We start from the raw sequence: 24,013 nt of genomic DNA on the forward strand, positions 1-24,013 counted from the left end.
TCCAGGGCTCAGCGGCCGTTCAGACCAGTCGGCGCGCCCACCGGGATGAGGTCGGGGATTGAAGGCACCAACGGCCCGGGATCAGAGGTCGTTCGGTGTGCCCAGGCCCGTGAGGGCGCCCACCGGGTCCAGGTCGGGGGTGCCGCGGGGCCACCAGTCGTCGTGGCCCGGTTCTGATTCGTAGGCGTACCACAAGCCGTCGCGGCCCAGGCGGAGTTGGACGTGGGCGCGGGGGTGGGTGAGGTGGTTGCGCCAGGGGCGGAAGGCCGGGAGGTCGGCGGCGAGGAGGAGGGGGCGGGCTCGGTCGAAGCGGCCGGCCGGCGGGTCCCAGGGTTCCTCGAGGACGGCCAGCCCCTCGAGGCCGCCCTGCCGCCAGGCGGCGACCGCGCGCGCCAGCTCCGCCGGGGTGCGGTCGGCGGCGGAGGCGAGTGCGGCGTACAGCGCGCGGGTGCCGGCGGTGAGGCCGGATCCGGGGCGGGCGGCGGCGAGGCGGACCGCGTCCTGCCACAGCGTCAGCTCCGCCACCGGATCGCGGCCGGTGGCCAGCAGGGCGTGGGCGCGCGCGGCGGCGTCGGTCGCCAGCTGGTCCAGCGCGAAGGGGTCGGGGCCGCCCGGGGCGGCCGGGTAGACCGGGGGCTGCTCGGGGTGCGGGGGCACCGGCAACGGCGTCGGGAGCGGCGGGAGTTGACGGTCTCCGAGGACGACCTCGGTGGCACGGACACCGGTGAGCGGGGCCGGTTCCTTCTCCTGGGCGGCGCGGGCCGCTCGGGCGGCGTTCAGGCGGGAGAGGCCGTCCAGCAGCTCGCGTTCACCGCGGCCGCGCAGGAGGAGCAGGACGAAGGGGTCGGCGTCGAGCAGGCGTGCCGTCTGGTAGCAGAGGGCGGCTGCGTGTTTGCAGGGGTGGCCGCGGTCGGGACAGCTGCAGTGCGGGTCGAGGTCCCGCGGGCCCGGCAGCAACGGCACTCCGCAGTCGACCAGCGAGTGCGGCAACTCCTTGTCCAGCAGCGCAGCGATGTGCCCCGGCCGCTCGGCGGCGGCGTCGAGGAACCGCGCCCAGTCCTCGTCCTCCAGCGTCCGCAGCCGTACCTGTACGCGGTACGGGCGCGGGCGGCTGCCCTGCACATACGCGAGTACGAGCCCCGGTGTCACCGTGATGGCGTCCACGTTGCCCTGCTCGGCGTAAATCCTCCCGCGCGCAAGCCGCTTGGCGTCCAGCGCGCCCTCCTCCAACGCCGTGACCCAGGCGTTTCCCCACCAGGTCTCGGCGAAGGGGGTCGCTGTGTCCGGGTCTGCGTCGGCTGCAGGGGCGGCGGAGGCGTGCGGCGGGAAGGCGGGGAAGGTGCGGCGCAACTCGCTGTCGCGGGAGGGAGCAGCCATGGAGTGCGGGCGGAGGGTGGCTGCCGGGGTGGAAGGGATGGCCGTGTCGTCGGGGGCTGGGGGGAGGGTGGGGAGTGCGGTGTCGGTCCGGTGTGTGTAGGCCTGATGTGCGTCGGTACGGGGGGTGTCGGCGCCGTGCGCTTCGGTGGAGGAGTCGTCGACCTCGCCACGGGACTGGCTGCGCCCAGCTGACTTCGCGCCTTCGCCCTGCGTAGACGTACGGGACCCCGAACTCCGATCCCGCGTGGTTCCGTTGTCGTCGGTCCCTTCCTCCGGCCCGGACGCCGAGTCGGGCATACGGAAGCTGTCGGCGAGCAACTCCCGCAGTTCACGGGCCCGTACGCCGGCGGCCTGGCGGGGCGCACCGCCACGGGTCCGGTCGTTCGGCGGCGTGGGGCGGCGCGGCCGGCGCCCGGCCTCGACTGCCGCACGCTCGGCATCCATCCGCGCCTGCCGCGACTCCGCGCGAGCAGCACGCAACGCCTCACGGGCGACATCAGCGGGACGGGGTCCCGCAGTTCCGGCGGCTTCCGCTGTTCCGGATTCCGCGCTCCCGGACTCCGCGCTCCCGACCTCCGCTTCCGGAGCCCCCGCAGCGCTCGCCTCCGACGGTCGGGCAACCGGCGCCACCTCACCTTGCCCGTCCGCTCCGCCTGCCGCACCGGAGGCACTTCCCGACCCGCCCCCGGCCGACATGCCACTGTCGGAGCCGTCGTTCACCAGGTCGTTGTCGGAAACGTCGTCCGCGGCGGCCCCCGTGGGCTCGGTGGGCTCGGCAGCCCCGGAGCGCTCGGCCTCGGAGTGCGGGCCACCGACGCCCTCGCCCCCGTCACGCCTGGCAGAAACGGCCCGACGCAACGCCGCACGGGCAGCATCACCGGGCCGCGCCTTCGCATCATCGGCCCCCTCGGAACCCCGGCCCCGCGCAAGGGACTTCTCCGAGCCCTCCTCCTGCCCGCAGGCCGAACCTGTCGCTGCCTCGTGCACCGCGCCCGACGCCCGCACCCGCTCTCGCCCCGCGAGTTCACCAGGCGCTGACGCCTCGCCCGCGGATTCCCTCGACCGTGCCGTCTCCGCTGGAGGGCCACCCGCGACCGACTCCTGCTCCCCCAACCTCTCGGACGTCAACTCCGACCCCGTAGAACGACCCGACGACGCCACTTCGCCTACGCGTCCGCCGCTGACCGACCCCTCCCCCGCAGCCCTCTCCGACGCCGATTCCTGCCCCGCATTCCCCTCCGCCGGCGCCCCCTGCCCCGCAGCCCTTCGCGGCACCGATCCGCCGACCACCGGCTCCCCGACCCCCTGCTCTCCCCGCTCGCGCCGCCCTCCCCGCTCACGCCTCTCCCGAGCCTCCCGCAAGGCCCGCCGCGCCTCGTCGGCCGGTCCCGGCGTCATGACGGCCTCCGCAGGCTCACCAGGTCGGACAGCTCGCGGTCCGTCAGTTCCGTGAGGGCCGACTCGCCCGTGCCGAGGATCGCGTCGGCCAACGCCCGCTTGGACTCCAGCATTTCGGCGATGCGGTCCTCGACCGTGCCCTCGGTGATGAGGCGGTGGACCTGGACCGGCTGGGTCTGGCCGATGCGGTAGGCGCGGTCGGTGGCCTGTTCCTCGACGGCCGGGTTCCACCAGCGGTCGAAGTGGATGACGTGGCCCGCGCGGGTGAGGTTCAGGCCGGTGCCCGCTGCCTTCAGTGACAGCACCAGGACCGGTGTTGCGCCGCTCTGGAAGCGGTCCACCATGCGTTCGCGCTCCGGGACCGGCGTGCCGCCGTGCAGCAGGTCCACGGGGACCGCGCGGGCGGCCAGGTGCGCGGTGATCAGGCGGGCCATCCCGACGTACTGCGTGAAGACGAGTGCCGAGCCGTCCTCCGCCAGCAGTGTGTCCACCAGCTCGTCGAGGAGGGCGAGTTTGCCGGAGCGGGCCAGCAGGCGGCCGTCGGATCCTGCCGCTGCTTCCTCCTTCAGGTACAGCGCCGGGTGGTTGCAGATCTGCTTCAGCGCGCCCAGCAGCTTCAGCACCAGGCCCCTGCGCGCGATGCCGTCCGATGTCTCGATGACCAGCATCGACTCCCGCACCACCGCCTCGTACAGCGCCGCCTGTTCACGGGTCAGCGGCACCGGATGGTCCGTCTCCGTCTTGGGCGGCAGCTCGGGGACGATGCCGGGGTCGGACTTCTTGCGGCGCAGGAGGAACGGGCGGACCAGGCGGGCCAGTCGCTGCACCGCTTCCTCGTCCTCGCCGTTCTCCACCGCGCGCGCGTGCCGGGCGCGGAAGGACTTCAGGGGGCCCAGGAGTCCAGGTGTCGTCCAGTCCAGGAGGGCCCACAGCTCCGACAGGTTGTTCTCGACCGGGGTGCCCGTGAGGGCCACGCGCGCGGGGGACGGGATCGTGCGCAGGGCCTTCGCAGTCGCCGAGTACGGGTTCTTCACGTGCTGGGCCTCGTCCGCGACGACCATGCCCCAGTGCTGCTCGGCCAGCCGCGGTGCCGTCGTCCGCATCGTGCGGTACGTCGTCAGGACGAAGCCGCCCGCCAGGTCCTCCAGGGTGCGGTCCGGGCCGTGGAAGCGGCGGACGGGGACGCCGGGCGCGAACCTGGTGATCTCCCGCTGCCAGTTGCCCAGCAGGGAGGCCGGGCAGACCACCAGGGTCGGTTCGGTGCGGGCGCGCTTCAGGTGCAGCGCGATGACCGTGATCGTCTTGCCGAGTCCCATGTCGTCTGCCAGGCAGCCGCCCAGGCCGAGGGAGGTCATGAGGTCCAGCCAGGACAGGCCTCGGAGTTGGTAGTCGCGGAGGGTGGCCCGCAGTCCTGGTGGAGGTTCTGCGGGGCGGACGCCCACCGTCAGGCGGTCGCGCAGGGCGGCGAGGGCGCCGACCGGTACCGCCTCGACCGTCTCGCCGTCGACCTCCGCGCTGCCGCTGAGCGCGACGGAGAGCGCGTCGACCGGGTCGAGCAGGCCCAGTTCGCGCTTGCGTGCCTTGCGCACGAGGGCGGGGTCGACCAGGACCCAGCGGTCCCGCAGGCGCACCACCGGACGGTGGGCCTCGGCCAGCGCGTCCATCTCGGCCTCGCTGAGCGGGTCGCCGCCGAGCGCCAACTGCCAGCGGAACTGGAGGAGTTCCTCGCTCTCGAAGAACCCGGAGCCGTCGGTCGCCGAGCCCGGTGCGGGCCGCACCACCGCGGCCGCGCTCAGGTCCTGGGCCAGGTCCCGCGGCCAGTGCACGGCGACCCCGGCCGCCGCGAGCCGCGTCGCCGCCACGCCGAGCAGGTCACCCAGCTCGTCGTCGTACAGCGCCAGGACGTCGGGCACGTCCTGCTCGGCGAGGCGGTCCAGCGGCGGCCAGATCCGGGCCGCGCGCCGCACGGCGAGAGCCGCGTCCACGCGTGCGCGTGGGCCGAAAGCCGCGTCCGCCTCGCCCGCCCACAGGGCCGCCGCGTCGGCGATCACCGTGGGGTCGGCGAGGCTGTGCACCTGGACGATCACGGCACCCGCGGTGCGCACGCCCTCCTCCCCGTCGAACAGTTCGTACGCCGACAGGTCCAGCCGGAGCGAGATGCGCACGCCGGCGTCCATGCCGGCGGCGACCTCCGCGGCCCAGTCATGGGCGTCGGGCAGGCGCTGCGGGCGGCGGTCGGCGAAGGGCTTCCCGGACGCGTGCGGTGCGGCAGGGGTGCGGGGCAGGGTGTCCGCGACCGCGTCCAGGAAGGAGCGCATCAGCGCCTCCGGCTCGGGCAGCCGGAGCGGGCCCGGTCCGGGCAGCGGGACCGCATGGCCCTCGTACGGCAGGGCGGCGGCGACCGCCCTCAGGTGCGCGATGTCGTCCGGGTCGAGCGGGCCGGCCCGCCAGGCGTCGTGGCCGGTGGCCGTCAGGCCCGGCAGCAGGCGCCCCCGCGCGGCGAGCCGCAACGCGTGCAGGGCGGCCGCGCCCCAGCAGGCGGTGGCCGGGTGCGCGGCCGGGTCGCGCCGGGCACGGACGAGGAGGGGCAGGGCCTCGCCGACCGGGAGGGACAGCGCGGGGGCGGTCCTGCGCCGTACTCCCGCGCCATGAGGTCGTACGACGGTGAGCTCGGTGCCCTCGGAGGGCAGGGGCCCGCCCTGGGGATCCCAGAAGGCGATCCGGCCGTCCCGCGGCAGCGGTGCGGGCAGGAAGACGGCGGCGAGCCGGACGGGGACGGACTCCCCCGCACTCTGCTCGCGCTCGGCCACCGCAGCCGCGTCGCCCATACGACCTGTCACCTCCCGCCCGTGTGTCGGATCAGACGTCTTCGACTCTACGGGCGGGGTCTGACAATCGGCCCCGGCGACCGCTCCGGGGCCCGCCGCGTCACGGAACGGCGCGGGAGACGACGTAGAAGAACGGGTTGTGCGGGTCGGACAGGTTCACGACCACGTCCTGCGTCGGCTTCGGGTTCTTCTGCTTGTGCACGAGGCCGTACCAGGGGCCGGACCGCGTGAACTTCCAGCCGGTGATCTTCTGGTCGCGCGCGCTGATCGTGATGGCGTCCCGCTTGAGGTCGGCGCGGGTGACGCCCATGTCGTGGAGGAAGACGTCGAGGTTCCGGACCGGGGTCTGGAACTGGACGTAGAGACGGCTGGTCTTCCAGTTGTTCGTCTCGTAGTAGGCGACCTTGCCGGACGGGTGCGGCATGGGCACCTGGTAGAGGCGGCGCTGGACCTTCGACGGCCAGGCCTTGACCAGGCCGGTCGCCGCGTACTTCGCCTCCTTGTCCTTGCCGCTGTCGCGGCTCTGGTTCGCGGAGATCACCAGATAGCCGGCCGGGACGCCGATGAGCAGCACGATGATGAGCAGCGTCAGGGCCCTGCGGCGGATCTTGTGGCGGCGGTCCTCGGCCGGCGGGGACGGCTCGTCCGGGGGCGCGGCCTGGCGCGGCAGCGAGGCCGTCATGCGGTGTCCCGGGTCGAGCGGCGGGCCTCCGTGTAGCGCGCATAGCGCTCGTACCGCTCCACCCGGCGGCGGTTGGCGCGGCGGAAGCGGCGGGCGACCAGCCGGGCCAGGTCGGCGGCGCCCACCATGCCGGCCTCGGGACCGAGCTGGGCACGGACGATACGCGCCTCGGGACGGTAGCCGCGGCCGGTGAGCTGGCGCTTGAAGGCGTCGCGCGCGGGGGCGATCAGCAGGTCGTCGGCCGCGCTGACGCCGCCGCCGATCACGAAGCAGGACGGGTCCAGGGCGGCCGCGAGATTGGCGATGCCGACGCCGAGCCACTGGCCGATGTCCTGCAGCAGCTCGATGCACATCGCGTCGCCCTCGCGGGCCAGCTCGGTGATCATCGGGCCGGTGATGTCGGCGATGTTGCCCTTGACGTGCTCGATGATCCCGTACGCCACCGGGGAGTCCGCGGCGGCCAGCTCCTTGGCCTCGCGGACCAGCGCGTTGCCGGAGCTGTACTGCTCCCAGCAGCCGCGGTTGCCGCACGGGCAGCGGTGCCCTCCGGGGACCACCTGCATATGGCCGAACTCGCCCGCGACGCCGTACTTGCCGCGCTTGACCTGGCCGTCCTCCAGGATCGCGCCGCCGATACCGGTGCCGAGCGTGATCATGACCAGGTGGTCCTCGCCGCGGCCCGCGCCGAAGCGCCACTCGGCCCAGGCGGCGGAGTTGGCGTCGTTGTCGACCAGGACCGGCACGGCCAGGCGGCCGGCGAGGCGGTCGCGCAGCGGCTCGTTGCGCCAGGAGAGGTGGGGTGCGAACAGGACGCGGTTGCGTTCGGCATCGACCCAGCCGGCCGCGCCGATGCCGACCGCGTGCACGTCGTGGCGGTCGGACAGGTCCAGCACCAGTTCGACGATGGTGTCCTCGACGACCTTGGGGCTCTTGGACTTGTCCGGCGTCTCCGTGCGGACCTTCTCCAGGATGTTGCCGTCGGCGTCGACGACGCCCGCCATCACCTTGGTGCCGCCGATGTCGATCCCGACGGTGGGGACACGGGGAGCGGTCAGGTGTGACCGGCGCTCCCGGGTGCCGACGGTTCGCAGTGCGGGGGCGCGGCGGGAGCCTATGGGGGCCGTGAAGTTGCCGTAGGTGCTCATCAGGCCCGATTCTGCCGCACGCTCACGCTGAGTGCCGAGCGGGGGAGCAAAGGGGGTGCGCGATGTGTGCCGTCCAACGGTTCGATGTGGCTGGTCGCGCAGTTCCCCGCGCCCCTGAAGCATGGTGCAGCTCACGTCGGCCGGATTGTCCTGTCATTGCGACTAACTCGACCAAGAGCGCTCAAAGCGGTCAGGAGCGTAAGAACGCGGCGCTCATGACCGCACGAGCAGCTGGAACTCGAAGGAGTAGCGGGTCGGGCGGTAGGTGTGGCTGCCGTACTCGACCGCTCGGCCCGTGTCGTCGAAAGTCACTCGCTGCATGGTGAGCAGCGGGGCGCCCTCGGACTCGGCGAGGCGTTCGGCCTCGACCGCGGTGGCTCCGCGGGCGCCGATCGTCTGGCGGGCGCTGTGCAGGGTGATCCCGACGGCGCGCATCATGCGGTACAGGCCGGTCGTCTCCAGCTGGGCCGTGTCCAGGTCGAGCAGTCCCGGTGGGATGAAGTTGCAGAGGTACGCCATCGGCTCGCCGTGGGCCAGCCGCAGGCGCTCCACCTGGTGCACATCGCTGTCCTCGGCCACATTGAGGGCGGCCGCCACCTCGGCGGTCGCCGGGACGAGCGTGTTGACCAGCACCTTGGTCGCGGGGCGCTGCCCGGCCGCCTCCAGGTCGTCGTAGAGGCTGCTGAGTTCCAGCGGGCGCTTGACCTGGCTGTGCACGACCTGCGTGCCGACGCCCCGGCGGCGCACCAGCAGACCCTTGTCGACGAGCGACTGGATGGCCTGGCGGACGGTGGGCCGGGACAGGCCGAGCCGTCCGGCGAGCTCGATCTCGTTGCCCAGCAGGCTGCCGGGGGTAAGCGCACCGTGCTCGATGGCCGCCTCGAGCTGCTGCGACAGCTGGAAGTACAGCGGCACGGGGGAGCTGCGGTCCACGCTGAGCTCGAGCGACACGGTCGGATCCACTTCTGGTTTCGGCACGCGCCGAGCGTAGCTCCACATGTTGTTGACGGGAAGTTGTGTAGTTCGATTGTCCGGACATAAAGATTGACAGCGTGCGCACTGAACCCTCACTTTGTTTTCATGCGCATCGGGGTCATCGGTACGGGGCGAATCGGCACCATTCATGCGAACACGCTCAGCCGCAACCGTGACGTGGGGTCGCTGATCCTCACGGACGCGGATCCGACGCGCGCCCAGGAGCTCGCGCACCGCCTCGGGGAGACGGCGGCGCCGGGCGTGGACGAGATCTTCAAGTGGGGCGTCGACGCCGTCGTGATCACGACCGCGACGGCCGCCCATGCCGAACTGATCGGTCGGGCAGCACGTTCGGGGCTGCCGGTGTTCTGCGAGAAGCCCATCGCCCTCGACCTGCCGGGCACGCTCAACGCCATCGCGGAGGTCGAAGCCGCCGGGACGATTCTGCAGATGGGGTTCCAGCGGCGCTTCGACACCGGTTACACGGGCGCCCGGGAGGCCGTGCGCTCCGGCCGGCTCGGGCGGCTGCACACCGTACGGGCGCTGACGAGCGACCAGGCTCCGCCCTTGCCCGCGTGGCTGCGGCTGTCCGGCGGGCTCTACCGGGACACGCTGATCCACGACTTCGACGTCCTGCGCTGGGTGACGGGGCACGAGATCGTCGACGTGTTCGCGGCCGGGTCGGACGCCGGGCCCCCGATGTTCCGGGAGGCGGGCGACGTCGACACGGCCGCGGCGCTGCTGACGCTGGACGACGGCACGCTCGCGACGGCCACGGCCACCCGGCTGAACGGCGCCGGGTACGACGTGCGCATGGAGCTGGCCGGGGAGCTCGACCAGATCGTCGTCGGGCTGGACGACCGTACGCCGATCGCCTCCACCGAGCCGACCGGGCCGCCGGCCGCGGACAAGCCCTGGACCGGCTTCCTGGAGCGCTTCGGGCCCGCCTACGAGGCCGAGCTGGCCGCCTTCGTCGAGGTCGTGCTCGGCCAGCGGGCGAACCCGTGCGACGGCCGCGAGGCCCTGCAGGCGCTGCGGATCGCCGAGGCGGGCGAGATCTCCCGGCGGGAGCGCAGACCGGTGGCCCTGGTCGAGATCCCGGGGAGGGTCGAGTCGGCGTTCAGGTGAGCCCTCCTCGGAGCCCCGGCCAAGGGTCCTTCGCTACCACCGCACCGGCAGCTTCCGCACCCCCCGCATCAGCATCCCCGGCAGCCATTCCCCGGGCGGGCCGTCCAGGGCGAGGCCCGGGGCGCGCTCCAGCAGCGTTCGTATCGCCGTACGTGCTTCGAGGCGGGCCAACGGGGCGCCCAGGCAGTAGTGGATGCCGTGGCCGAAGGCGAGGTGGCCGCGGGTGTCGCGGCGGATGTCGTAGCGGTCCGGGGCGGGGTAGCGCAGCGCGTCGCGGTCGGCGGCGGTGAGGCCGACCATCACCGCGTCGCCTCGCACGATCTTGGTTCCGGCGATCTCCAGGGTTTCCGCGGCGAACCTGAACGTGGCGTTCTCCACCGGGCCTTCGTAGCGCAGCGTCTCCTCCACCGCCCCGTCCACGAGGCTCAAGTCGGCGCGCAGGGGGGCGAGTTGGTCCGGGTGGGTGAGCAGGGAGTGGACCGTGCTGCTGATCAGGTTGACCGTCGTCTCGTGGCCGGCGATGAGCAACACGAAGGCCATGCCACGCAGTTCGCCCGGGGAGAGCCGGTCGCCGTCCTCGGCGGTGGTGCGGATCAGGTCGCTGAGCAGGTCGCCGCTCGGGCCCGCGCACCGCTTGTCCTCGATGAGTTCGGTGAGGTACTCGGCGAGCCGTACGAAGGCGGCGTGCTCGCTGTCCGCGTCGGTCGGCGCGACCGCCTCCGTCGACATCTTGCGGAACTCGGCGCGGTCCATCTCGGGGACGCCGAGCAGCTCGCAGATCACGGTGATCGGCAGCGGGTAGGCGAACGAGTCCACGAGGTCGGCCCGGCCGCGCGACAGCATCGCGTCGAGGAGCTCGTCGGTGATCTCCTGGATCCTGGGCCGCAGTTCCTCGACGCGGCGCATGGTGAAGGCCCGTGAGACCAGGGCGCGCAGACGGGTGTGCTGGGGCGGGTCGGTGCCCAGCAGGTACTTGCCGATCAGCTCCTCGTCGAGGAACAGCATGCCGATCTTGCTGCCGTCCTTGGCCAGGCGCGGGTCGGCGAGCGCGGCGCGCGCCTCCTCGTACCCGACGACGAGCCAGGTCTCGTGGTGCGCGTCGACCCCGGGCAGCCGCACCCGGTGCACCGGCCCGCGCTCGCGCAGCCGCGCGTAGACGGGATGCGGGTCCGTGCGGAACCCGTCGCCGAAGTCCCCCAGGTCGATCAGTTCCGTCATGCTCTGCCTGCCCTCCCCCGTCCCCCGCCGGGTTCTCTCCCGGTGCACGGAGAACGCACGGCGAGCACCGCTAGTGCCCGTCCGGCTCCGATCCGTCCAGAAGTCCCGCGTCGTACGCCAACAACGCGATCTGCACACGGTTGTTGAGGTCGAGCTTGGCCAGGATGCGGGAGACGTGGGTCTTGACGGTGGCGACGCTCATGAACAGGTCGGCGGCGATCTCCGCGTTGGCGAGGCCGCGGCCGACCGCGACGGCGACCTCACGTTCGCGGTCGTTGAGGGCGGCGATGCGCGCACGTGCGCGCGTGCGGCGCGTGTCGGCGCCGGTGCCCACGGCATGCTCCATCAACTGCCGGGTGACGGTGGGCGACAGCACGGGGTCGCCCACGGCGACCCGCCGCACCGCCTCGACGATCTCGGCGGGCGCGGTGTCCTTGAGGACGAAACCGGCGGCGCCCGCGCGCAGCGCGCGCAGCACCTGTTCGTCGGCGTGGAAGGTGGTCAGGACGACGACCTGCGGGGCGTCCTTGCGGCCGCGCAGCCGCTCCGTGGCCGTGAGCCCGTCCACCGACGGCATCCGGATGTCCATGAGGACGACGTCCGGACGGGTGCGGTCGACGAGCGCCTCGACCTCGCTGCCGTCGGCGGCCTCGCCGACGATCTCGATGTCGTCGGCACCGCCCATCATCAGGGACAGCCCGGCCCGCACCAGGGGGTCGTCGTCGACGAGGAGCAGTCTGATCGCAGTCATGGGCCTTACGTAATCACGCTTGTGCCCGCGGGAGGTGATCCTTCAGCCACGCAGGGACACCCCGTGGAGCGTGCGCAGCCGGTGGATCTCCCACCAGGCCACGGCAGTTACGGAGGCGGGCCCGCCGAGCAGCGCACAGATCCGGACCAGCGGCGGCCCGGGCGGCAGCCCGCCCGTCGCGACGCCGACGACCGCGAACTCCCACACCAGGACGCCGGTGAGCAGGGCGGGCAGGGCCGCGTGGATCGGCGCGGTGTTGAAGCCGCTGCGGACGGCGGGGGCTGAGGCGAACAGCACGAAGACCACCAGCCAGATCATCGGCACGAACATCGCGAGCGCGGCCCAGGGCGCTGCCTGCTTCCCCACGGCCGGTTCGGCCAGCCCGAGGAGGATCACGAACAGCGGCACGGCCGTCACCGCGCCGACGTACCAGAGAGCCGCCCGCCCGGCGGCGTGCAGCCGCGGGCGCATCCGCGCCTTCGTCTGCGGCGACGCCCACCGGAACAGCAGCCCGACCACCAGGGGCGCGCTCACCAGCAGCATCGGCGGAGTGAGGGCGAGCCGGGTCAGATACTGGCCCTCGGCCTGGCTCACGCCCTCGAACCCGCCGTACACGACCAGGATGAGGAGGGAGATGACGAAGGCGGTCCAGGCCCGGATCCGCTGCACGCGCTTCACCTCCGGGTCCTCGATGCCCCGGTGGCCGCGCGCCGGGAAGAGACCGTGCGCCCTGTGCCTCGCCGAGCGCACGAGCGCATAGCCGCCGAGCAGGGGCACCGTGAGGATCCAGGCACACGGGAAGATCAGCAACGCCCAGGTGCAGCCGTGGATGCGCGGGCGCCCGCCCCTCAACAGCACGCTCAGGGGCGGCCATTCGGCCCCGCGCAGGCCGCGCAGCTCGTCCCAGAAGGAGGTCTGCTGCGGTGCGGGCACGACTCCCCAGGGCGGCGGCGCCGGTACGGGCTGGGGGTAGCCGTATGTCTGCGGACCCGGCTGGGGATGGCCGTACGGCTGCGGCGGGACGTAGGACCCCGCGCCGGGAGGCGAGGGCGGCGGGTACGGGCCGCCGTTCGGCGGCCACGGCTGCTGGTACGGATTGGGTCCCCCGAAACTCACCCTGCTGTCCCCTCCGGCGCTGCTGCGAAACGCCGAAGATCATCGCATGGGTGTCATGCCCAGGGCAGCCAGGCCCGGACCCGGAACCCTCCGTCCTCCTCGGCACCGTGTTCCAGTCGGCCGCCGGCCAGCGTGGCGCGCTCCGTCAGGCCGATCAGGCCCTGCCCGGAGCCGGGGACGGACGGCACCTCGCCCTCGGGGGCGGGATTGCGTACGTCGACGACGAGGCCGTCGCCCGGGGCGCCCGTGACGGAGACCGTGACCTCCGTGCCGGGGGCGTGCTTGCGGGCGTTGGTCAGGGCCTCCTGGGCGATGCGGTACGCGGTGCGGCCGACCGAGGCGGGGACGGCGGCCGGGTCGGTGACGCGGCTGACGAGCGTGACCTTCATGCCGGCCTCGCGGGACTCGGCGACCAGCGCGTCCAGGGCGGCGAGCGTCGGCTGCGGGCGGCCCGCCTCGTCGGGCTCGCCCGCGCGCAGCACCCCGATGATCTCCCGCAGATCCTGCAGCGCCTCGTGCGCGCTCTCGCGGATCACACCGGCCGCCCGCGCGATCTCCTCCCGGGGGGCGTCGGGCCGGAACTCCAGAGCGCCCGCGTGCACGCTCAGCAGCGTCAGCCGATGGGCGAGGACGTCGTGCATCTCCCGGGCGATGGCCTCACGTGCGAGCCGCTGCGCCTGCTCGGCGCGCAGTTGCGCCTCCGTCTCCGCCCGCCGGGCACGGTCGCGCAGGCTCAGCATGAGCTGGCGCTTGGAGCGGACGAACATGCCCCAGCCGATGACGGTGAGGCTGAGCAACTCGGTGAAGGCGACCGCTCCCGCGTACGGCAGGTCGGGGTCGGGGCGCACCCAGAAGAACAGCGGAATCGCCGCGAGGGAGATGCCGCCGATCCAGGCGACGTACCGGAACGGCCGGTGCACGGCGAGGGTGAAGATCGCGATCATGCCGGCGCCGCCCGCCGTGTTCGACAGGAACCCGACGGGGAGCATCGCGACCGCGAGCCCGAGCGGCCAGCGGCGGCGCAGACAGACCGCTCCGCAGGCCAGCGCACCGAGCAGCTGGTCGAGGACGGCGAGGGCGTGCGGGGTGTTCGGATCGTCGTTCAGGGTGTCCGCGGCCGCCAGGCCGATCGCCACGGCGAGGATGAAGCAGGTGAAGTCGACGATCCAGTCGCGCGCGGTGCGCCGGGGCCTACCGGACCGCCCGGACCGCCGCGCGTCGGGGTCGATCTCGTAGAGCACGGAGGACGGGAACAGCCATCTGCGGCGCCCTACGATCCCCACCGCGTCCGGCGTCGGCTTGTCATCGCTCACGGTCGACAAATCTACGCAGTGAGACCGGCCGCCACCCCGCTACGGCGGCGATCCCCGACCAAAGTCGCACCACCGCAGACTTTCGGCGTGCCCGGCCCGTGCGACGGTGGACTTCCGGTGGGCGCTGCTCGCCCCGCGGCCGATGTGCGTGGGGGGTCCGCGGGGCGAGGGTCATGGCATGAAGCAGTTGCTGGAACTACTGGGATTTCTCGCCCTGGTGCAGGGCGTGCTGGGCCTGCTGCACGAGTTCACCGACTGGCATGTGGGCCTCGTGCAACGGCTCGGCTTCCTCGACGGCTACGGGGTCTACGCGAGCGTCGCCCTGGTGGTGCTGGCGTTCGCGCTGTTCGCCGCCGCGGAGAGCCGGAAGTCCGGATGAGCGCGGACCGGACTTCCGGCTGGTCGCACCGTTCCTCGGGCCGAGCGGGGGAAGTCGCTCAGCAGCCGAAGTCGATCAGGTCGAACGTGGCGTAGTGGTCGGAGGTGTAGTAGTCCTCCTGGGTCTCCTCGCCGGTCACGATGCGGCGAGCTCCGCGCGTAGACGAACCAGGAGTCTTGACCGTGTACTCGTGGTAGTAGCCGGACGGCTGGCTGGGCAGGACGCCTTCACGGTTCGAGAAGACGGTGCCGTCCTGCGAGTACGGGTACGGACCGCCCTGGGCGATCAGGTCGAGCGTGTCGTACGCCTGCGAGGGCAGGTCGCCGTAGCAGATGCTGCCGACGGAGGTGGCAGCGGCGTCCGCAGTCGTCGCGGAGACCGTGCCGCCCACTACGAGGGCGGACAGGAGAGCGGCTGCGGCGCCGAATCGGGTAGCGCGTGGGGGGAATCTCATGCCCTCATGATGACGCGCGTAGACAGTGGCATGTCAATGTCAAGTCCGGAGATTTTCCCGTCAAGTCCGATGAGTTTTCCGCGAGTTAACTTGCGGCCCTGCGCCCCCACGCGGTCCCCACAAGCACCAGTGCCCCGCCCACTCGCGCGCACCGAACCGGGCCGCCGTCGCCCACGGTGTGGTGTCGGCGCCGCTCGACCGTACGGCGAACACGGAGACGGCGGCGCCGAGTTGGACGGTGGTCAGAGGCAGCGCGTCGGCGCCCTGCACGGCCTTGATGCGGGACATGGCGAGGACGTGCACCGTGCGGGCGAGGGCGGCCGGCAGTGCGGGTGACGGCGGCCCCGGCGAGCGGCGTGAAGACCATGGTGAGGCTGATGATGAGACCGGCGTTGGTCGCCGAGGTGTGGACGACGCCGTACGTCTCCAGGAGGAAGATCCCGACGAGGATCAGCCCGAGCAGGCCGGCGCCGCGCCACGAGGCGGGGGTGAGGGTGCGCAGCGAGCGCCGCCGACGGCCGTCAGCACGGGGCAGGGCGACGACGAAGCGCAGCACCAGGACCGCGAGCGCCGTGCGTGCGGTGGTGATGTCCTTGACGGCGAGCTAGCTCGCGCCCCACGCGACCGCCACGAGCAGGACGGGCAAGGTCGGTCGGCCAGGTGCGGCGGGGCTCGAGCGCGCGGTGTCGCGATCGACGACAGGGGGCGGCTCGTCCGGTCTCCGTCGGATGCGGAGACTTCGGTGGCTGCCGCGTGGGGCGATCACCGGACCGGCTCAGGTAGTCGTCGGCCAGGGCTCGTCCGGCGGATCATGGGCCGAGCCAGGGCCGGACCGAGGCGAGGGCCGGCCAGTACCCTGATCGTGTTGACCGCCCCCGGCAGGCAGTGCTGGAGTCGGCCCGTGGACAGCATCCCCGCCAACCGGCGGCTCTGGAACCGGATCAGCAGCGCCTACCAGCACAAGCACGACCCGCAAATCGGCGCCACACCCCGGCTGTGGGGCATGTACTCCATCCCCGACGCGCACCTGCACGCCCTGGGCGACGTCACCGGCAAGCGCGTCCTCGAACTCGGCTGCGGCGCCGGCCAGTGGTCCAGGGCGCTCGCCGCCGAGGGCGCCACCGTGGTCGGGCTCGACCTGTCCGAAGCCCAGCTCGCCGCGGCAGCTCGCGCGATGGGAGCGGCCCGCTACCCGCTGGTGCAAGGCGCCGCCGAACACCTCCCGTTCGCCGCCGACAGCTTCGACCTGGTGTTCTGTGACTACGGCGGGCTCAGCTGGGCGCCCCCGCACCTGACCGTCCCACAGGCCGCACGCATCCTGCGCCGCGGTGGACGCCTGGTGTTCAACGTCGCCAGCCCATGGTTCGAAGCCTGCTACGACGAAGCCGCCGGCCGCGTGACCACGACGCTGCAGAAGGACTACTTCGGGCTGGACACCATCGCCGAAGACCAGGGCGCGACCAGCTATCAGCTCACCTACGGCGACTGGGTCAAGGTCCTGCGCGGCGCAGGTCTCGTCATCGACGACCTCATCGAGCCGCGGCCCGAACTCGGAACAGCCAACGGCTACAACGAAACCGACCCACCCGACTGGGCACACCGCTGGCCGGCGGAACTGCTCTGGGTAACCCACAAACCGTAAGTTCCGCCGCGCCGAGACGTGAAGGCGTCCCTCCCCCGGACAGCACACCTAGGCGTTTTCCGGGAGCTCGTACGAGCCGTAGTCCGGGCGTCCGGCCGGGTCGTACGTCTGGATGGAGACGCCGGCGGCGGTGACGCGGCCGGCCGTGTGGCGGAACTTGGTCGGTACGGCGCCCTCGGTGAAGAGGCGGAAGCCGGTGCCGAGGACCACCGGGAACGTCACCAGGTGGAGGGTGTCGACGAGGTCGAGTGCCAGCAGCGACCGGACCAGGGCGCCGCTGCCGTGCACCTGGAGCTCGCCGTCGGTGCGCTCCTTGAGGGCGGTGACCTCCTTGGCGAGGTCGCCGCCGAGCACGCTGGTGTTGGCCCACTCGGGGTCGCTGAGGGTCGACGAGGCGACGTACTTCGGCAGGGTGTTCAGCTTGGCGGCGATGGTGTTGGAGGGGTCGGTCACCTTCGGCCAGTACGCGGAGAAGATGTCGTACGTACGGCGGCCGAGGAGGAACGCGGCGGGGCGCTCGAAGACCTCCTCGATGAACCGGCCGAAGTCCTCGTCGCCGAACACGAAGCTCCAGCCGCCGTGCTCGAAGCCGCCCCGGGTGTCCTCCTGGGGGCCGCCGGGTGCCTGGTAGACGCCGTCGAGGGTGACGAAGATCGTGGAGACGAGCTTGCCCATGAGGGGTGCCTGCTTCCTGGTGTGGGATCTGCTGTCATCACCTCAGACCCCACCGGCACCCGCAACTCATCGGTCGGTCGTACGGCACCTCATCCGGCGTGCGTCGAGAACAGGCCGCCCGTCGGGCCCTGCTTGTCGCCGCCCTGGGCCTTCTTCAGGGCGTTGGCGAGGCTTTCGATGGTGAGGGATTGCAGGATGACGCGGCCGTTGCCCTCCAGGGTGGCCAGGGAGAGGCCCTCGCCGCCGAAGACGGCGTTCATCATGCCCTGGCGGTTGAGGCCGCCGATGCGCTGGACGCCGTACTGGATGCCCTCCTCGAAGGCGACGACGCAGCCCGTGTCGACCTCGATGCGGCCGCCGAAGTCGGCCGGGTTGAGGTCGATGAAGTTGCCGGCGCCCGCGATGATCACCGTGCCGTGCCCGGTGAACTTCTCCAGGACGAAGCCCTCGCCGCCGCTAGTGCCGGTGCGGCCGCCCTGGAAGGCGATGCCGAAGTCGACGGTGGACTCGGCGGCCACGAAGGCGTCCTTCTCTGCGAACCACGCGCGTGTGCCGTCGAGTTCCAGGGCGCGCATCTCGCCGGGCAGCACGCCCGCGAAGCCGACGGTGCCCTCGCCGCCCTGGGAGGTGAAGTACTGGAACGCCAGCGACTCGCCCGCGAGCATGCGCTGGCCGACCTGCATGGCGGTGCCCATGGCCTGGCGCAGCATGCCGCCCATGCCGCCGCCTCCGCCTTGCTGCTGGCCGCCGCCGTTGTTGTCGGACGGGCCGGAGAGGCGGGTCTCCATGGTCACGTTCGTGGTCTTGAACAGGAACTTTCCGGCCTCGCAGTACACGGTCTGGCCGGGGTGCAGGTTGACGACCGCCATCTGCATGGCGTTGCCGACGATCTCTTGCTGAAGTGTCACGTGGGGAGAACGCAGGAGGTGGAGCAAAGAGTTCCGGCCACTTCCGGTGACTCGATCTCGGTGTCCGTTCGCCGCCAGCGCTGCGGTTCCGGGGCCGCTGGGATGGACCCATGACAACCACTTACGGATCTCTGCACGGCAAGGCGGCCCTGGTGACCGGCGGCAGCCGCGGCATCGGCGCGGCGACAGCACTGCGGCTCGCCCGGGAGGGCGCGGACGTGGCGCTCACGTACGTGAACGGCAAGGAGGCGGCCGAGGACGTCGTACGGCGGATCGAGGCGCTGGGGCGGCGGGCGGTGGCCCTGCGGGCGGACTCCGCGGACGCGGACGAGGCGGCGGGAGCGGTCGAGCGTGCCGCGGAGGCGCTGGGCGGGCTGGACGTGCTGGTGAACAACGCGGGGGTGGGCGTGCTGGGCCCGCTGTCCGCCCTGTCCCTCGCCGAGGTCGATCGCGTGCTGGCGGTGAACGTGCGCGGGGTGTTCCTGACCTCGCAGGCGGCGGCCGCGCGGATGCCGTCCGGCGGGCGGATCATCACGATCGGCACGTGCATGACGCAGCGGGTGCCGGGGCCCGGCGGGACGCTCTACGCGACGAGCAAGTCGGCGCTGATCGGCCTGACGAAGGCGCTCGCCAGGGAGCTGGGCGCGCGCGGGATCACGGCGAACATCGTGCATCCCGGTCCGATCCACACCGACATGAACCCGGCGGACGGGCCGTTTGCGGCCGACCAGGCGGCGATGACCGCGGTGGGCCGGTTCGGGACGGCCGACGAGGTGGCGGCGACGGTCACGTATCTGGCGGGGGCGGAGTACGTGACGGGAGCGGAGTTCGCGGTGGATGGCGGGCACGCGGCGTGAGCGACGCGTGGAGCGCACCGGTGCTGTCGGGCCGGTGCGCTCCACGCGCGTGCGTATCAGCCGGTGCGCGCCACGCGCGCGTGCGTCAGCCGCCCAGCTCCTGGTGCCGGGCGGCCAGCTCCGACGCCCCCTGCTCCGTCAGCGAGCCGTACAGCCGCAGTCGCGAGATGCCGCCGTCGGGGAAGATGTCCACGCGCGCGTGCGTGCCGACGGCCGGGGTCGGGAGCACGAAGCGGTGGTTGGTGTCGGGCTGGAGGCGGGTGCGCGGGAGGATCTCGTGCCAGTCGCCGCTCTCGCCGTCCTTCACGGATACCGACGCCCAGCCCGCGCTGTTGCCCTTGAGGTATGCCGTGTCGATCTCGAGCGCGCGGATCTGGGACTGGGCGGCGAGGCGGTAGCGGATCCAGTCGTTGCCCTGGTCGCGGCGGCGGCGGGTCTCCCAGCCGTCGTCCATCTTGCGGGAGCGGCCCGGCTGGATGGTGTTGGTGGCCGGGGAGTAGAAGAGGTTGGAGGCGTCCTCGGCCTGGCCGCCGTTCTCCAGGGCGACCACGTCGAAGGTGCCGAGGACCTCGAGCCACTTGGGGTCCGGGACGACCTCGCCGTACACACGCAGGCGCGCGATGCCGCCGTCGGGGTGCTGGTTGACGCGCAGGTGCGTGAAGCGCTGTTCGACGGATATGGAGAAACCATTCGCCGCGTGGCCGCCGACCGGGGTGCGCGGGACCAGCGTCGTCCACTTCACGTCGTCGCCGAGAAGTTCCTCCGGGGACGGGGAGCCGGGCACGGACGTGCCCTCGACCGACACCGCCTGCGGGTAGTTGCCGCGGAAGTGGGCCGTGTCGACGACGATCCCGCGGATCACGCCGGGCGCGCCGAGGCGGACCAGCGCCCAGTCGTGGTCCTCGGCCGTCGGCCACGGGTGCTCGGCGGAGGCCCCGCGCCGGCGCCGCGTCTCCCAGCCGTCCATGATCTTGCCCTTGTGCCCGAAGTGCTCGGGGTCGAACTCGGCGGGCCCGGGCACGAGGAGGTTCTCGCGCTGGGCGAAGAACTCGTCGTTGGCGGCGATGACTCCGGCGCCGAGCTGCCGGTCGGCGAGGTTGGCGTACTGGGTGAAGGGGAAGTCGGCGGTGCGGTAGTCGGCGTACGGGTCACCGCCTCCATAGGGGTTCGCGTCGCCGGTGAAGCTCGGTATCGCCGTCACGGTGATCAGGTCTGCCTTTCGGGAGTCGGCCGCGTGCGGGTGCGGGGAATCAGGGGGTGCGCGTGAGGAGTCGGCCCTTCGGCTCGGTGAACTCGCCGTCCGCCACGATGCGTTCGCCGCGCAGCCAGGTGGACTTCACGACGCCGTACAGGGTCTTGCCGGCGTACGCCGTCACGCGGTTGCGGTGCTGGAGGGCCGCCGGGTCGACGGTGAACGTCTCGTCGGGTGCCAGGACCGCGAAGTCGGCGTCGCGGCCGGCCTCGATGGCGCCCTTGTGTGCGTCCAGGCCCACGAGTCGGGCTGTCCGGGACGACATCCAGCGGACGACGTCCTCCAGGCCGTGGCCCCGCCTGCGCGCCTCGGTCCAGACCGCCGCCAGGCTCAGCTGCAGGCCGGAGATGCCGCCCCAGGCGGTGGCGAAGTCGCCCGTCTTCAGGTCGGCCGTCGACGGGGAGTGGTCGGTGACGATGCAGTCGACGGTGCCGTCGGCCAGCGCCTGCCACAGCAGGTCCTGGTTGGCGGACTCGCGGATGGGCGGGCAGCACTTGAACTCGCTCGCCCCGTCCGGGACTTCCTCGGCGGTCAGGGTGAGGTAGTGCGGGCAGGTCTCGACGGTGAGCCGGACACCCTCCGCCTTGGCCTGTGCGATCAGCGGCAGCGCGTCGGACGAGGAGAGGTGCAGTACATGCACGCGCGCGTTGAGGCGCTTCGCCTGGGCGATCAACTGGGCGATCGCCGTGTCCTCGGCGTCCCGCGGGCGGGAGGCCAGGAAGTCGGCGTACTTGGGGCCGCCGTGCTGCGGGGCCGCCTCGAGGTGGTGCGGGTCCTCGGCGTGCACGATCAGCAGGCCGCCGAAGGAGGCGATCTCGGCCAGGGACTGGGCGAGTTGGTCCTGGTCGAGATGCGGGAACTCGTCCACGCCGGACGGCGACAGGAAGGCCTTGAAACCGAAGACGCCGGCCTCGTGCAGCGGGCGCAGGTCCTTGACGTTGTCGGGCAGGGCGCCGCCCCAGAAGCCGACGTCGATGTGGGCCTTGTCGGCGGCGACGTCCTTCTTCGTACGGAGGTGGTCGACCGTCGTGGTCGGCGGGAGGGAGTTGAGCGGCATGTCGACGAGGGTGGTGATGCCGCCGGCCGCCGCCGCGCGCGTGGCGGTCCAGAAGCCCTCCCACTCGGTGCGGCCCGGGTCGTTGACGTGCACGTGGGTGTCGACCAGGCCGGGCAGCAGGACGTCGTCGCCGAAGTCCTCCAGGCGGGCGCCCGGCGGCGCGTCGGTCTCGTAGGGGAGGACGGCCGTGATCTTTCCGCCCGCGACCGCGACCGTGGCGGGACGCGTTCCCTCGGGCGTGATGACGCGCGTCGAGCGCAGCACCAGTTCTACGTCGGACACCCGGACCCCTCTCAGCCGCCGCGATTTACTTCCACGTAACGGAATTCAACTTTCTGTTGAAGGAGTCTTCACTCCCGCTTCCGCGCCGTCAAGGGCACACTTCTCCAGGGTGCTCCTTGCGCCCCCACTCTGGACGTTTCCACAACGCGGAATTAGAATTCCGGCAAGCAGAACGTAGCTACGCACAACCAGGGAGTCAACCGACTGCCGGGTAGGCTTCAGCCCTTCCGCCAGTCCCGAAAGGAACGCGCCGTGCCGACGTCCAGCGCCAGCACCACCGACTCCGCCAAGTCCGCCGGCGGTGGGGTCCAGTCCCTCGAGCGCGCCTTCGATCTGCTCGAGCGGATGGCGGACGCGGGCGGCGAGGTCGGTCTGAGCGAGCTCTCCGCGAGCAGCGGACTGCCGCTGCCCACCATCCACCGGCTGATGCGCACGCTCGTGGCCTGCGGTTACGTCCGTCAGCAGGCGAACCGCCGGTATGCGCTCGGCCCGCGGCTGATCCGCCTCGGCGAGTCGGCCTCCCGGCTGCTCGGGACCTGGGCGCGCCCGTACCTGGCCCGCCTGGTCGAGGAGACCGGCGAGACGGCGAACATGGCGCTGCTCGACGGCGACGAGATCGTGTACGTCGCCCAGGTGCCGTCCAAGCACTCGATGCGCATGTTCACGGAGGTCGGCCGGCGGGTCCTGCCGCACTCCACGGGCGTGGGCAAGGCACTGCTCGCGAACGTCCCCGACGACGAGGTGCGTGCCCTCCTCTCCCGCACCGGCATGCCGGCCGCGACGGAGAAGACGATCACCACGGCGGACGGCTTCCTGACCGCCCTCGAGGACGTGCGCCGCGCCGGTTACGCGGTCGACGACAACGAGCAGGAGATCGGCGTCCGCTGCCTCGCGGTCTCCGTCCCCGACTCCCCCACCGCCGCGGCCATTTCGATCTCCGGCCCGGCGGGCCGCGTCACCGAGGCGGCGACGGAGAAGATCGTCCCGATACTGCAGCAGGTGGCGTTGGAGCTGTCGGAGGCGCTGGCGAGCTCGGGGCCCGCCGCCTAGCCTGGAACGAGGGGGACCGGCAGTCCGGCAGCGGAGTGAGGTGTCCATCGTGCTGCAGGAGAACAGGCACTGGTCCTCGGGAAAGTGGCAGGTCAAGGACGGAAACGCCGACGAGTTCATCGAGCGCTGGCGGGAGTTCCTCACCTGGACCAGGCAGGCCCACCCGGGATGCCTCGGGGCCCGGCTGATCCGGGACGTGCGGAACCCGAACTCGTTCGTGTCCTTCGCCGCCTGGCAGGACCTCGACTCGATGCGGGCCTGGCAGGGCTCGCCCGAGTTCAAAGAGCGCTTCGACGCCGCCTACGCCCTCTGCGAGGACATGCAGAGCAGCGGCTACGAGCTGGTCGTGGAGGTCTGAACCGACACCGGAGGCGAGTCAGCGGCGCGGCGGCTCTCCGAACAGGTCCACCGCGCTGCGCACCTCCGACAGTCCGCGGGACAGTGCGCTCACCGAGCCGATCGCCCCGGCGATCAGCAGCAGCGAGCGGCGCAGGCGCGGGATCTCGGGGGCGCCGTCGATCGTCATCGCGGCCAGGGCGGCGAGCTCGTCCTCGGCGATGCCGCGGTCGGGGAACTCGGCCGGGTGCGCGGCGAGTTCGCGGCGCAGCCGGGACACCGCGGTCCGCAGTTCCGCCACTCTCGGGTCCTCGTCGCTGCCGGTCACTGGCCGCCTCTGCCCCAAGCTCCGCAACACAGCTCTCCCCCTCGCACATCGTTGTGCGCACTCACTCCATGATCCCGCTCGTGCTCCCGCAACGCACCCCCGTGGCGTTGGTCGGGCGCCGGGGGACGCGGGTCAGTAAACGCCACCCGATGCCGGGTGCGCCACTCCGCGGACCGAAATTCAGCCCGTTGAAACCGGGCGCTCGCCCGGGCGTCAGGTATGCAGGACGCATGTCGGACAACGAACACATCGAGGACGCGGACCGTGTCGCCGGGCTGCTGCTTGCCGCGGGCGGCGGACGCCGGCTCGGCGGTCGGCCCAAGGCCCTGCTCGAACACCGCGGCCGACCGCTCGTCGAGTACGCGGTCGGCGTGCTGCGCGCGGCCGGCTGCACCCGCGTCCACGTGGTCCTGGGGGCGCGCGCAGCCGACGTACGGGAGCGGGCGGAGCTGGAGGGGTGCGTGCTGGTGGAGAACCCGGAGTGGGAGCAGGGCATGGGCACCTCACTGCGGGCCGGGCTGGACTCGCTCGCCGGGACGGGGGCCCGGGCCGCGCTCGTCTCGCTCGTCGACCAGCCGGGGATCGGACCGGAGGCGGTCCGGCGCGTGCTGGCGGCCTACCGGGACGAGACGTCGCTCGTGTCGGCCGCCTACGACGGTGTGCGCGGGCATCCCGTCCTCTTCGGCGCCGCCCACTGGGCCGGTATCGCCGAGAGCGCGACCGGTGATCGCGGGGCCCGCGCCTACCTCAAGGCGCATGCGCAGGCGATCACGCTCGTCGAGTGCGGGGATGTGGCGCAGCCGTACGACATCGACACGGAGGCCGACCTGGTCCACCTTGAGTGAACGGGGTGGCACTCTGC

General features: G+C 72.3%; 22 protein-coding genes and 1 pseudogene. 7 read left to right on the forward strand and 16 right to left on the reverse strand.

Annotated elements, in window-relative coordinates:
- Positions 1–81: 81 nt before the first annotated feature.
- The 5 genes from ABZ880_RS19135 to ABZ880_RS19155 form a co-directional block, all read right to left on the reverse strand.
- On the reverse strand, positions 82–1,821 hold the full coding sequence (locus ABZ880_RS19135) for an SWIM zinc finger family protein (protein ID WP_361263916.1): 1,740 nt from the start codon (positions 1,819–1,821) through the stop codon (positions 82–84).
- Between the two features lie 950 nt (positions 1,822–2,771).
- On the reverse strand, positions 2,772–5,603 hold the full coding sequence (locus ABZ880_RS19140; RefSeq protein ID WP_361263919.1) for a DEAD/DEAH box helicase: 2,832 nt from the start codon (positions 5,601–5,603) through the stop codon (positions 2,772–2,774).
- Between the two features lie 100 nt (positions 5,604–5,703).
- On the reverse strand, positions 5,704–6,285 hold the full coding sequence (locus ABZ880_RS19145) for a sugar kinase (RefSeq protein WP_361263922.1): 582 nt from the start codon (positions 6,283–6,285) through the stop codon (positions 5,704–5,706).
- Positions 6,282–7,430, reverse strand: coding sequence for an ROK family glucokinase (locus tag ABZ880_RS19150; protein ID WP_361263924.1), 1,149 nt, complete (start codon positions 7,428–7,430; stop codon positions 6,282–6,284). Before ABZ880_RS19150 ends, ABZ880_RS19145 begins: the two co-directional genes overlap by 4 nt.
- A gap of 213 nt (positions 7,431–7,643) precedes the next feature.
- The gene (locus ABZ880_RS19155; RefSeq protein ID WP_361264287.1) at positions 7,644–8,381 is read right to left on the reverse strand and encodes a GntR family transcriptional regulator; all 738 of its coding nucleotides are present in this window, start codon (positions 8,379–8,381) and stop codon (positions 7,644–7,646) included.
- 129 nt (positions 8,382–8,510) lie between these two features.
- Here ABZ880_RS19155 and ABZ880_RS19160 point away from each other — a divergent pair, with 129 nt between their 5' ends.
- Positions 8,511–9,533 (forward strand): Gfo/Idh/MocA family oxidoreductase, encoded by a 1,023-nt coding sequence (locus tag ABZ880_RS19160; protein WP_361263927.1) that lies wholly within the window; start codon positions 8,511–8,513, stop codon positions 9,531–9,533.
- A gap of 33 nt (positions 9,534–9,566) precedes the next feature.
- Here the strand turns inward: ABZ880_RS19160 and ABZ880_RS19165 are convergent, their stop codons facing one another.
- The 4 genes from ABZ880_RS19165 to ABZ880_RS19180 form a co-directional block, all read right to left on the reverse strand.
- On the reverse strand, positions 9,567–10,751 hold the full coding sequence (locus ABZ880_RS19165; RefSeq protein ID WP_361263930.1) for a cytochrome P450: 1,185 nt from the start codon (positions 10,749–10,751) through the stop codon (positions 9,567–9,569).
- Positions 10,752–10,821: 70 nt separating this feature from the next.
- Positions 10,822–11,502 (reverse strand): response regulator transcription factor, encoded by a 681-nt coding sequence (locus ABZ880_RS19170; RefSeq protein ID WP_361263933.1) that lies wholly within the window; start codon positions 11,500–11,502, stop codon positions 10,822–10,824.
- Positions 11,503–11,544: 42 nt separating this feature from the next.
- Positions 11,545–12,618 (reverse strand): hypothetical protein, encoded by a 1,074-nt coding sequence (locus tag ABZ880_RS19175; protein ID WP_361263935.1) that lies wholly within the window; start codon positions 12,616–12,618, stop codon positions 11,545–11,547.
- Between the two features lie 53 nt (positions 12,619–12,671).
- Positions 12,672–13,940 (reverse strand): histidine kinase, encoded by a 1,269-nt coding sequence (locus ABZ880_RS19180; protein ID WP_361263937.1) that lies wholly within the window; start codon positions 13,938–13,940, stop codon positions 12,672–12,674.
- A 169-nt stretch (positions 13,941–14,109) separates the two neighbouring features.
- On the opposite strand from ABZ880_RS19180, the gene ABZ880_RS19185 reads away from it, so the two are divergent.
- Positions 14,110–14,310: a hypothetical protein gene (locus tag ABZ880_RS19185; RefSeq protein ID WP_361263939.1), complete on the forward strand. Its 201-nt coding sequence runs from the start codon at positions 14,110–14,112 to the stop codon at positions 14,308–14,310.
- 58 nt (positions 14,311–14,368) lie between these two features.
- Here the strand turns inward: ABZ880_RS19185 and ABZ880_RS19190 are convergent, their stop codons facing one another.
- The gene (locus ABZ880_RS19190) at positions 14,369–14,764 is read right to left on the reverse strand and encodes a ribonuclease domain-containing protein (protein WP_361263942.1); all 396 of its coding nucleotides are present in this window, start codon (positions 14,762–14,764) and stop codon (positions 14,369–14,371) included.
- 132 nt (positions 14,765–14,896) lie between these two features.
- Positions 14,897–15,466, reverse strand: a pseudogene (locus ABZ880_RS19195) (EamA family transporter); the annotation flags it as partial.
- 199 nt (positions 15,467–15,665) lie between these two features.
- Between ABZ880_RS19195 and ABZ880_RS19200 the strand changes: the two are divergent.
- Entirely contained in the window at positions 15,666–16,406 is a 741-nt protein-coding gene (locus ABZ880_RS19200; protein ID WP_361263945.1) for a class I SAM-dependent methyltransferase, read from the forward strand.
- A gap of 48 nt (positions 16,407–16,454) precedes the next feature.
- Here the strand turns inward: ABZ880_RS19200 and ABZ880_RS19205 are convergent, their stop codons facing one another.
- Together ABZ880_RS19205 and ABZ880_RS19210 are read right to left on the reverse strand one after the other, a co-directional pair.
- Positions 16,455–17,081 (reverse strand): dihydrofolate reductase family protein, encoded by a 627-nt coding sequence (locus ABZ880_RS19205; protein ID WP_361263948.1) that lies wholly within the window; start codon positions 17,079–17,081, stop codon positions 16,455–16,457.
- An 89-nt stretch (positions 17,082–17,170) separates the two neighbouring features.
- Positions 17,171–17,989, reverse strand: a complete 819-nt coding sequence (locus ABZ880_RS19210) for an AIM24 family protein (protein ID WP_361263951.1) — start codon at positions 17,987–17,989, stop codon at positions 17,171–17,173.
- 110 nt (positions 17,990–18,099) lie between these two features.
- On the opposite strand from ABZ880_RS19210, the gene ABZ880_RS19215 reads away from it, so the two are divergent.
- Positions 18,100–18,846 (forward strand): SDR family oxidoreductase, encoded by a 747-nt coding sequence (locus ABZ880_RS19215; RefSeq protein ID WP_361263953.1) that lies wholly within the window; start codon positions 18,100–18,102, stop codon positions 18,844–18,846.
- An 85-nt stretch (positions 18,847–18,931) separates the two neighbouring features.
- On the opposite strand, the gene alc is transcribed toward ABZ880_RS19215, so the two are convergent.
- Both alc and allB read right to left on the reverse strand, forming a co-directional pair.
- Positions 18,932–20,047 (reverse strand): allantoicase, encoded by a 1,116-nt coding sequence (alc, locus tag ABZ880_RS19220; protein ID WP_361263955.1) that lies wholly within the window; start codon positions 20,045–20,047, stop codon positions 18,932–18,934.
- A 49-nt stretch (positions 20,048–20,096) separates the two neighbouring features.
- Complete coding sequence (allB, locus tag ABZ880_RS19225; protein ID WP_361263958.1) at positions 20,097–21,437, reverse strand: allantoinase AllB; 1,341 nt, start codon at positions 21,435–21,437, stop codon at positions 20,097–20,099.
- Positions 21,438–21,689: 252 nt separating this feature from the next.
- On the opposite strand from allB, the gene ABZ880_RS19230 reads away from it, so the two are divergent.
- Positions 21,690–22,487, forward strand: coding sequence for an IclR family transcriptional regulator (locus ABZ880_RS19230; protein WP_361263961.1), 798 nt, complete (start codon positions 21,690–21,692; stop codon positions 22,485–22,487).
- Positions 22,488–22,536: 49 nt separating this feature from the next.
- Positions 22,537–22,845 carry an antibiotic biosynthesis monooxygenase family protein gene (locus tag ABZ880_RS19235; RefSeq protein ID WP_361263964.1) on the forward strand — a complete coding sequence of 103 codons (309 nt, stop codon included), beginning with the start codon at positions 22,537–22,539 and terminating at the stop codon, positions 22,843–22,845.
- 18 nt (positions 22,846–22,863) lie between these two features.
- On the opposite strand, the gene ABZ880_RS19240 is transcribed toward ABZ880_RS19235, so the two are convergent.
- Positions 22,864–23,151: a DUF5955 family protein gene (locus ABZ880_RS19240; RefSeq protein ID WP_361263967.1), complete on the reverse strand. Its 288-nt coding sequence runs from the start codon at positions 23,149–23,151 to the stop codon at positions 22,864–22,866.
- 230 nt (positions 23,152–23,381) lie between these two features.
- Here ABZ880_RS19240 and ABZ880_RS19245 point away from each other — a divergent pair, with 230 nt between their 5' ends.
- On the forward strand, positions 23,382–23,996 hold the full coding sequence (locus tag ABZ880_RS19245) for a nucleotidyltransferase family protein (RefSeq protein ID WP_361263970.1): 615 nt from the start codon (positions 23,382–23,384) through the stop codon (positions 23,994–23,996).
- Positions 23,997–24,013: the final 17 nt, after the last annotated feature.

The sequence above is a fragment of the Streptomyces sp. NPDC047043 genome (assembly GCF_040644055.1).
In the GTDB taxonomy this organism is placed as follows: domain Bacteria; phylum Actinomycetota; class Actinomycetes; order Streptomycetales; family Streptomycetaceae; genus Streptomyces.

Excerpts from the sequence above, each read along its gene's own strand:
- ABZ880_RS19135 (WP_361263916.1), bottom strand. The coding sequence starts at position 1,821 with ATGGATGCCGAGCGTGCGGCAGTCGAGGCCGGGCGCCGGCCGCGCCGC.
- ABZ880_RS19140 (WP_361263919.1), bottom strand. The coding sequence starts at position 5,603 with ATGGGCGACGCGGCTGCGGTGGCCGAGCGCGAGCAGAGTGCGGGGGAG.
- ABZ880_RS19145 (WP_361263922.1), bottom strand. The coding sequence starts at position 6,285 with ATGACGGCCTCGCTGCCGCGCCAGGCCGCGCCCCCGGACGAGCCGTCC.
- ABZ880_RS19150 (WP_361263924.1), bottom strand. The coding sequence starts at position 7,430 with ATGAGCACCTACGGCAACTTCACGGCCCCCATAGGCTCCCGCCGCGCC.
- ABZ880_RS19160 (WP_361263927.1), top strand. The coding sequence starts at position 8,511 with ATGCGCATCGGGGTCATCGGTACGGGGCGAATCGGCACCATTCATGCG.
- ABZ880_RS19165 (WP_361263930.1), bottom strand. The coding sequence starts at position 10,751 with ATGACGGAACTGATCGACCTGGGGGACTTCGGCGACGGGTTCCGCACG.
- ABZ880_RS19170 (WP_361263933.1), bottom strand. The coding sequence starts at position 11,502 with ATGACTGCGATCAGACTGCTCCTCGTCGACGACGACCCCCTGGTGCGG.
- ABZ880_RS19185 (WP_361263939.1), top strand. The coding sequence starts at position 14,110 with ATGAAGCAGTTGCTGGAACTACTGGGATTTCTCGCCCTGGTGCAGGGC.
- ABZ880_RS19190 (WP_361263942.1), bottom strand. The coding sequence starts at position 14,764 with ATGAGATTCCCCCCACGCGCTACCCGATTCGGCGCCGCAGCCGCTCTC.
- ABZ880_RS19205 (WP_361263948.1), bottom strand. The coding sequence starts at position 17,081 with ATGGGCAAGCTCGTCTCCACGATCTTCGTCACCCTCGACGGCGTCTAC.
- ABZ880_RS19215 (WP_361263953.1), top strand. The coding sequence starts at position 18,100 with ATGACAACCACTTACGGATCTCTGCACGGCAAGGCGGCCCTGGTGACC.
- ABZ880_RS19245 (WP_361263970.1), top strand. The coding sequence starts at position 23,382 with ATGTCGGACAACGAACACATCGAGGACGCGGACCGTGTCGCCGGGCTG.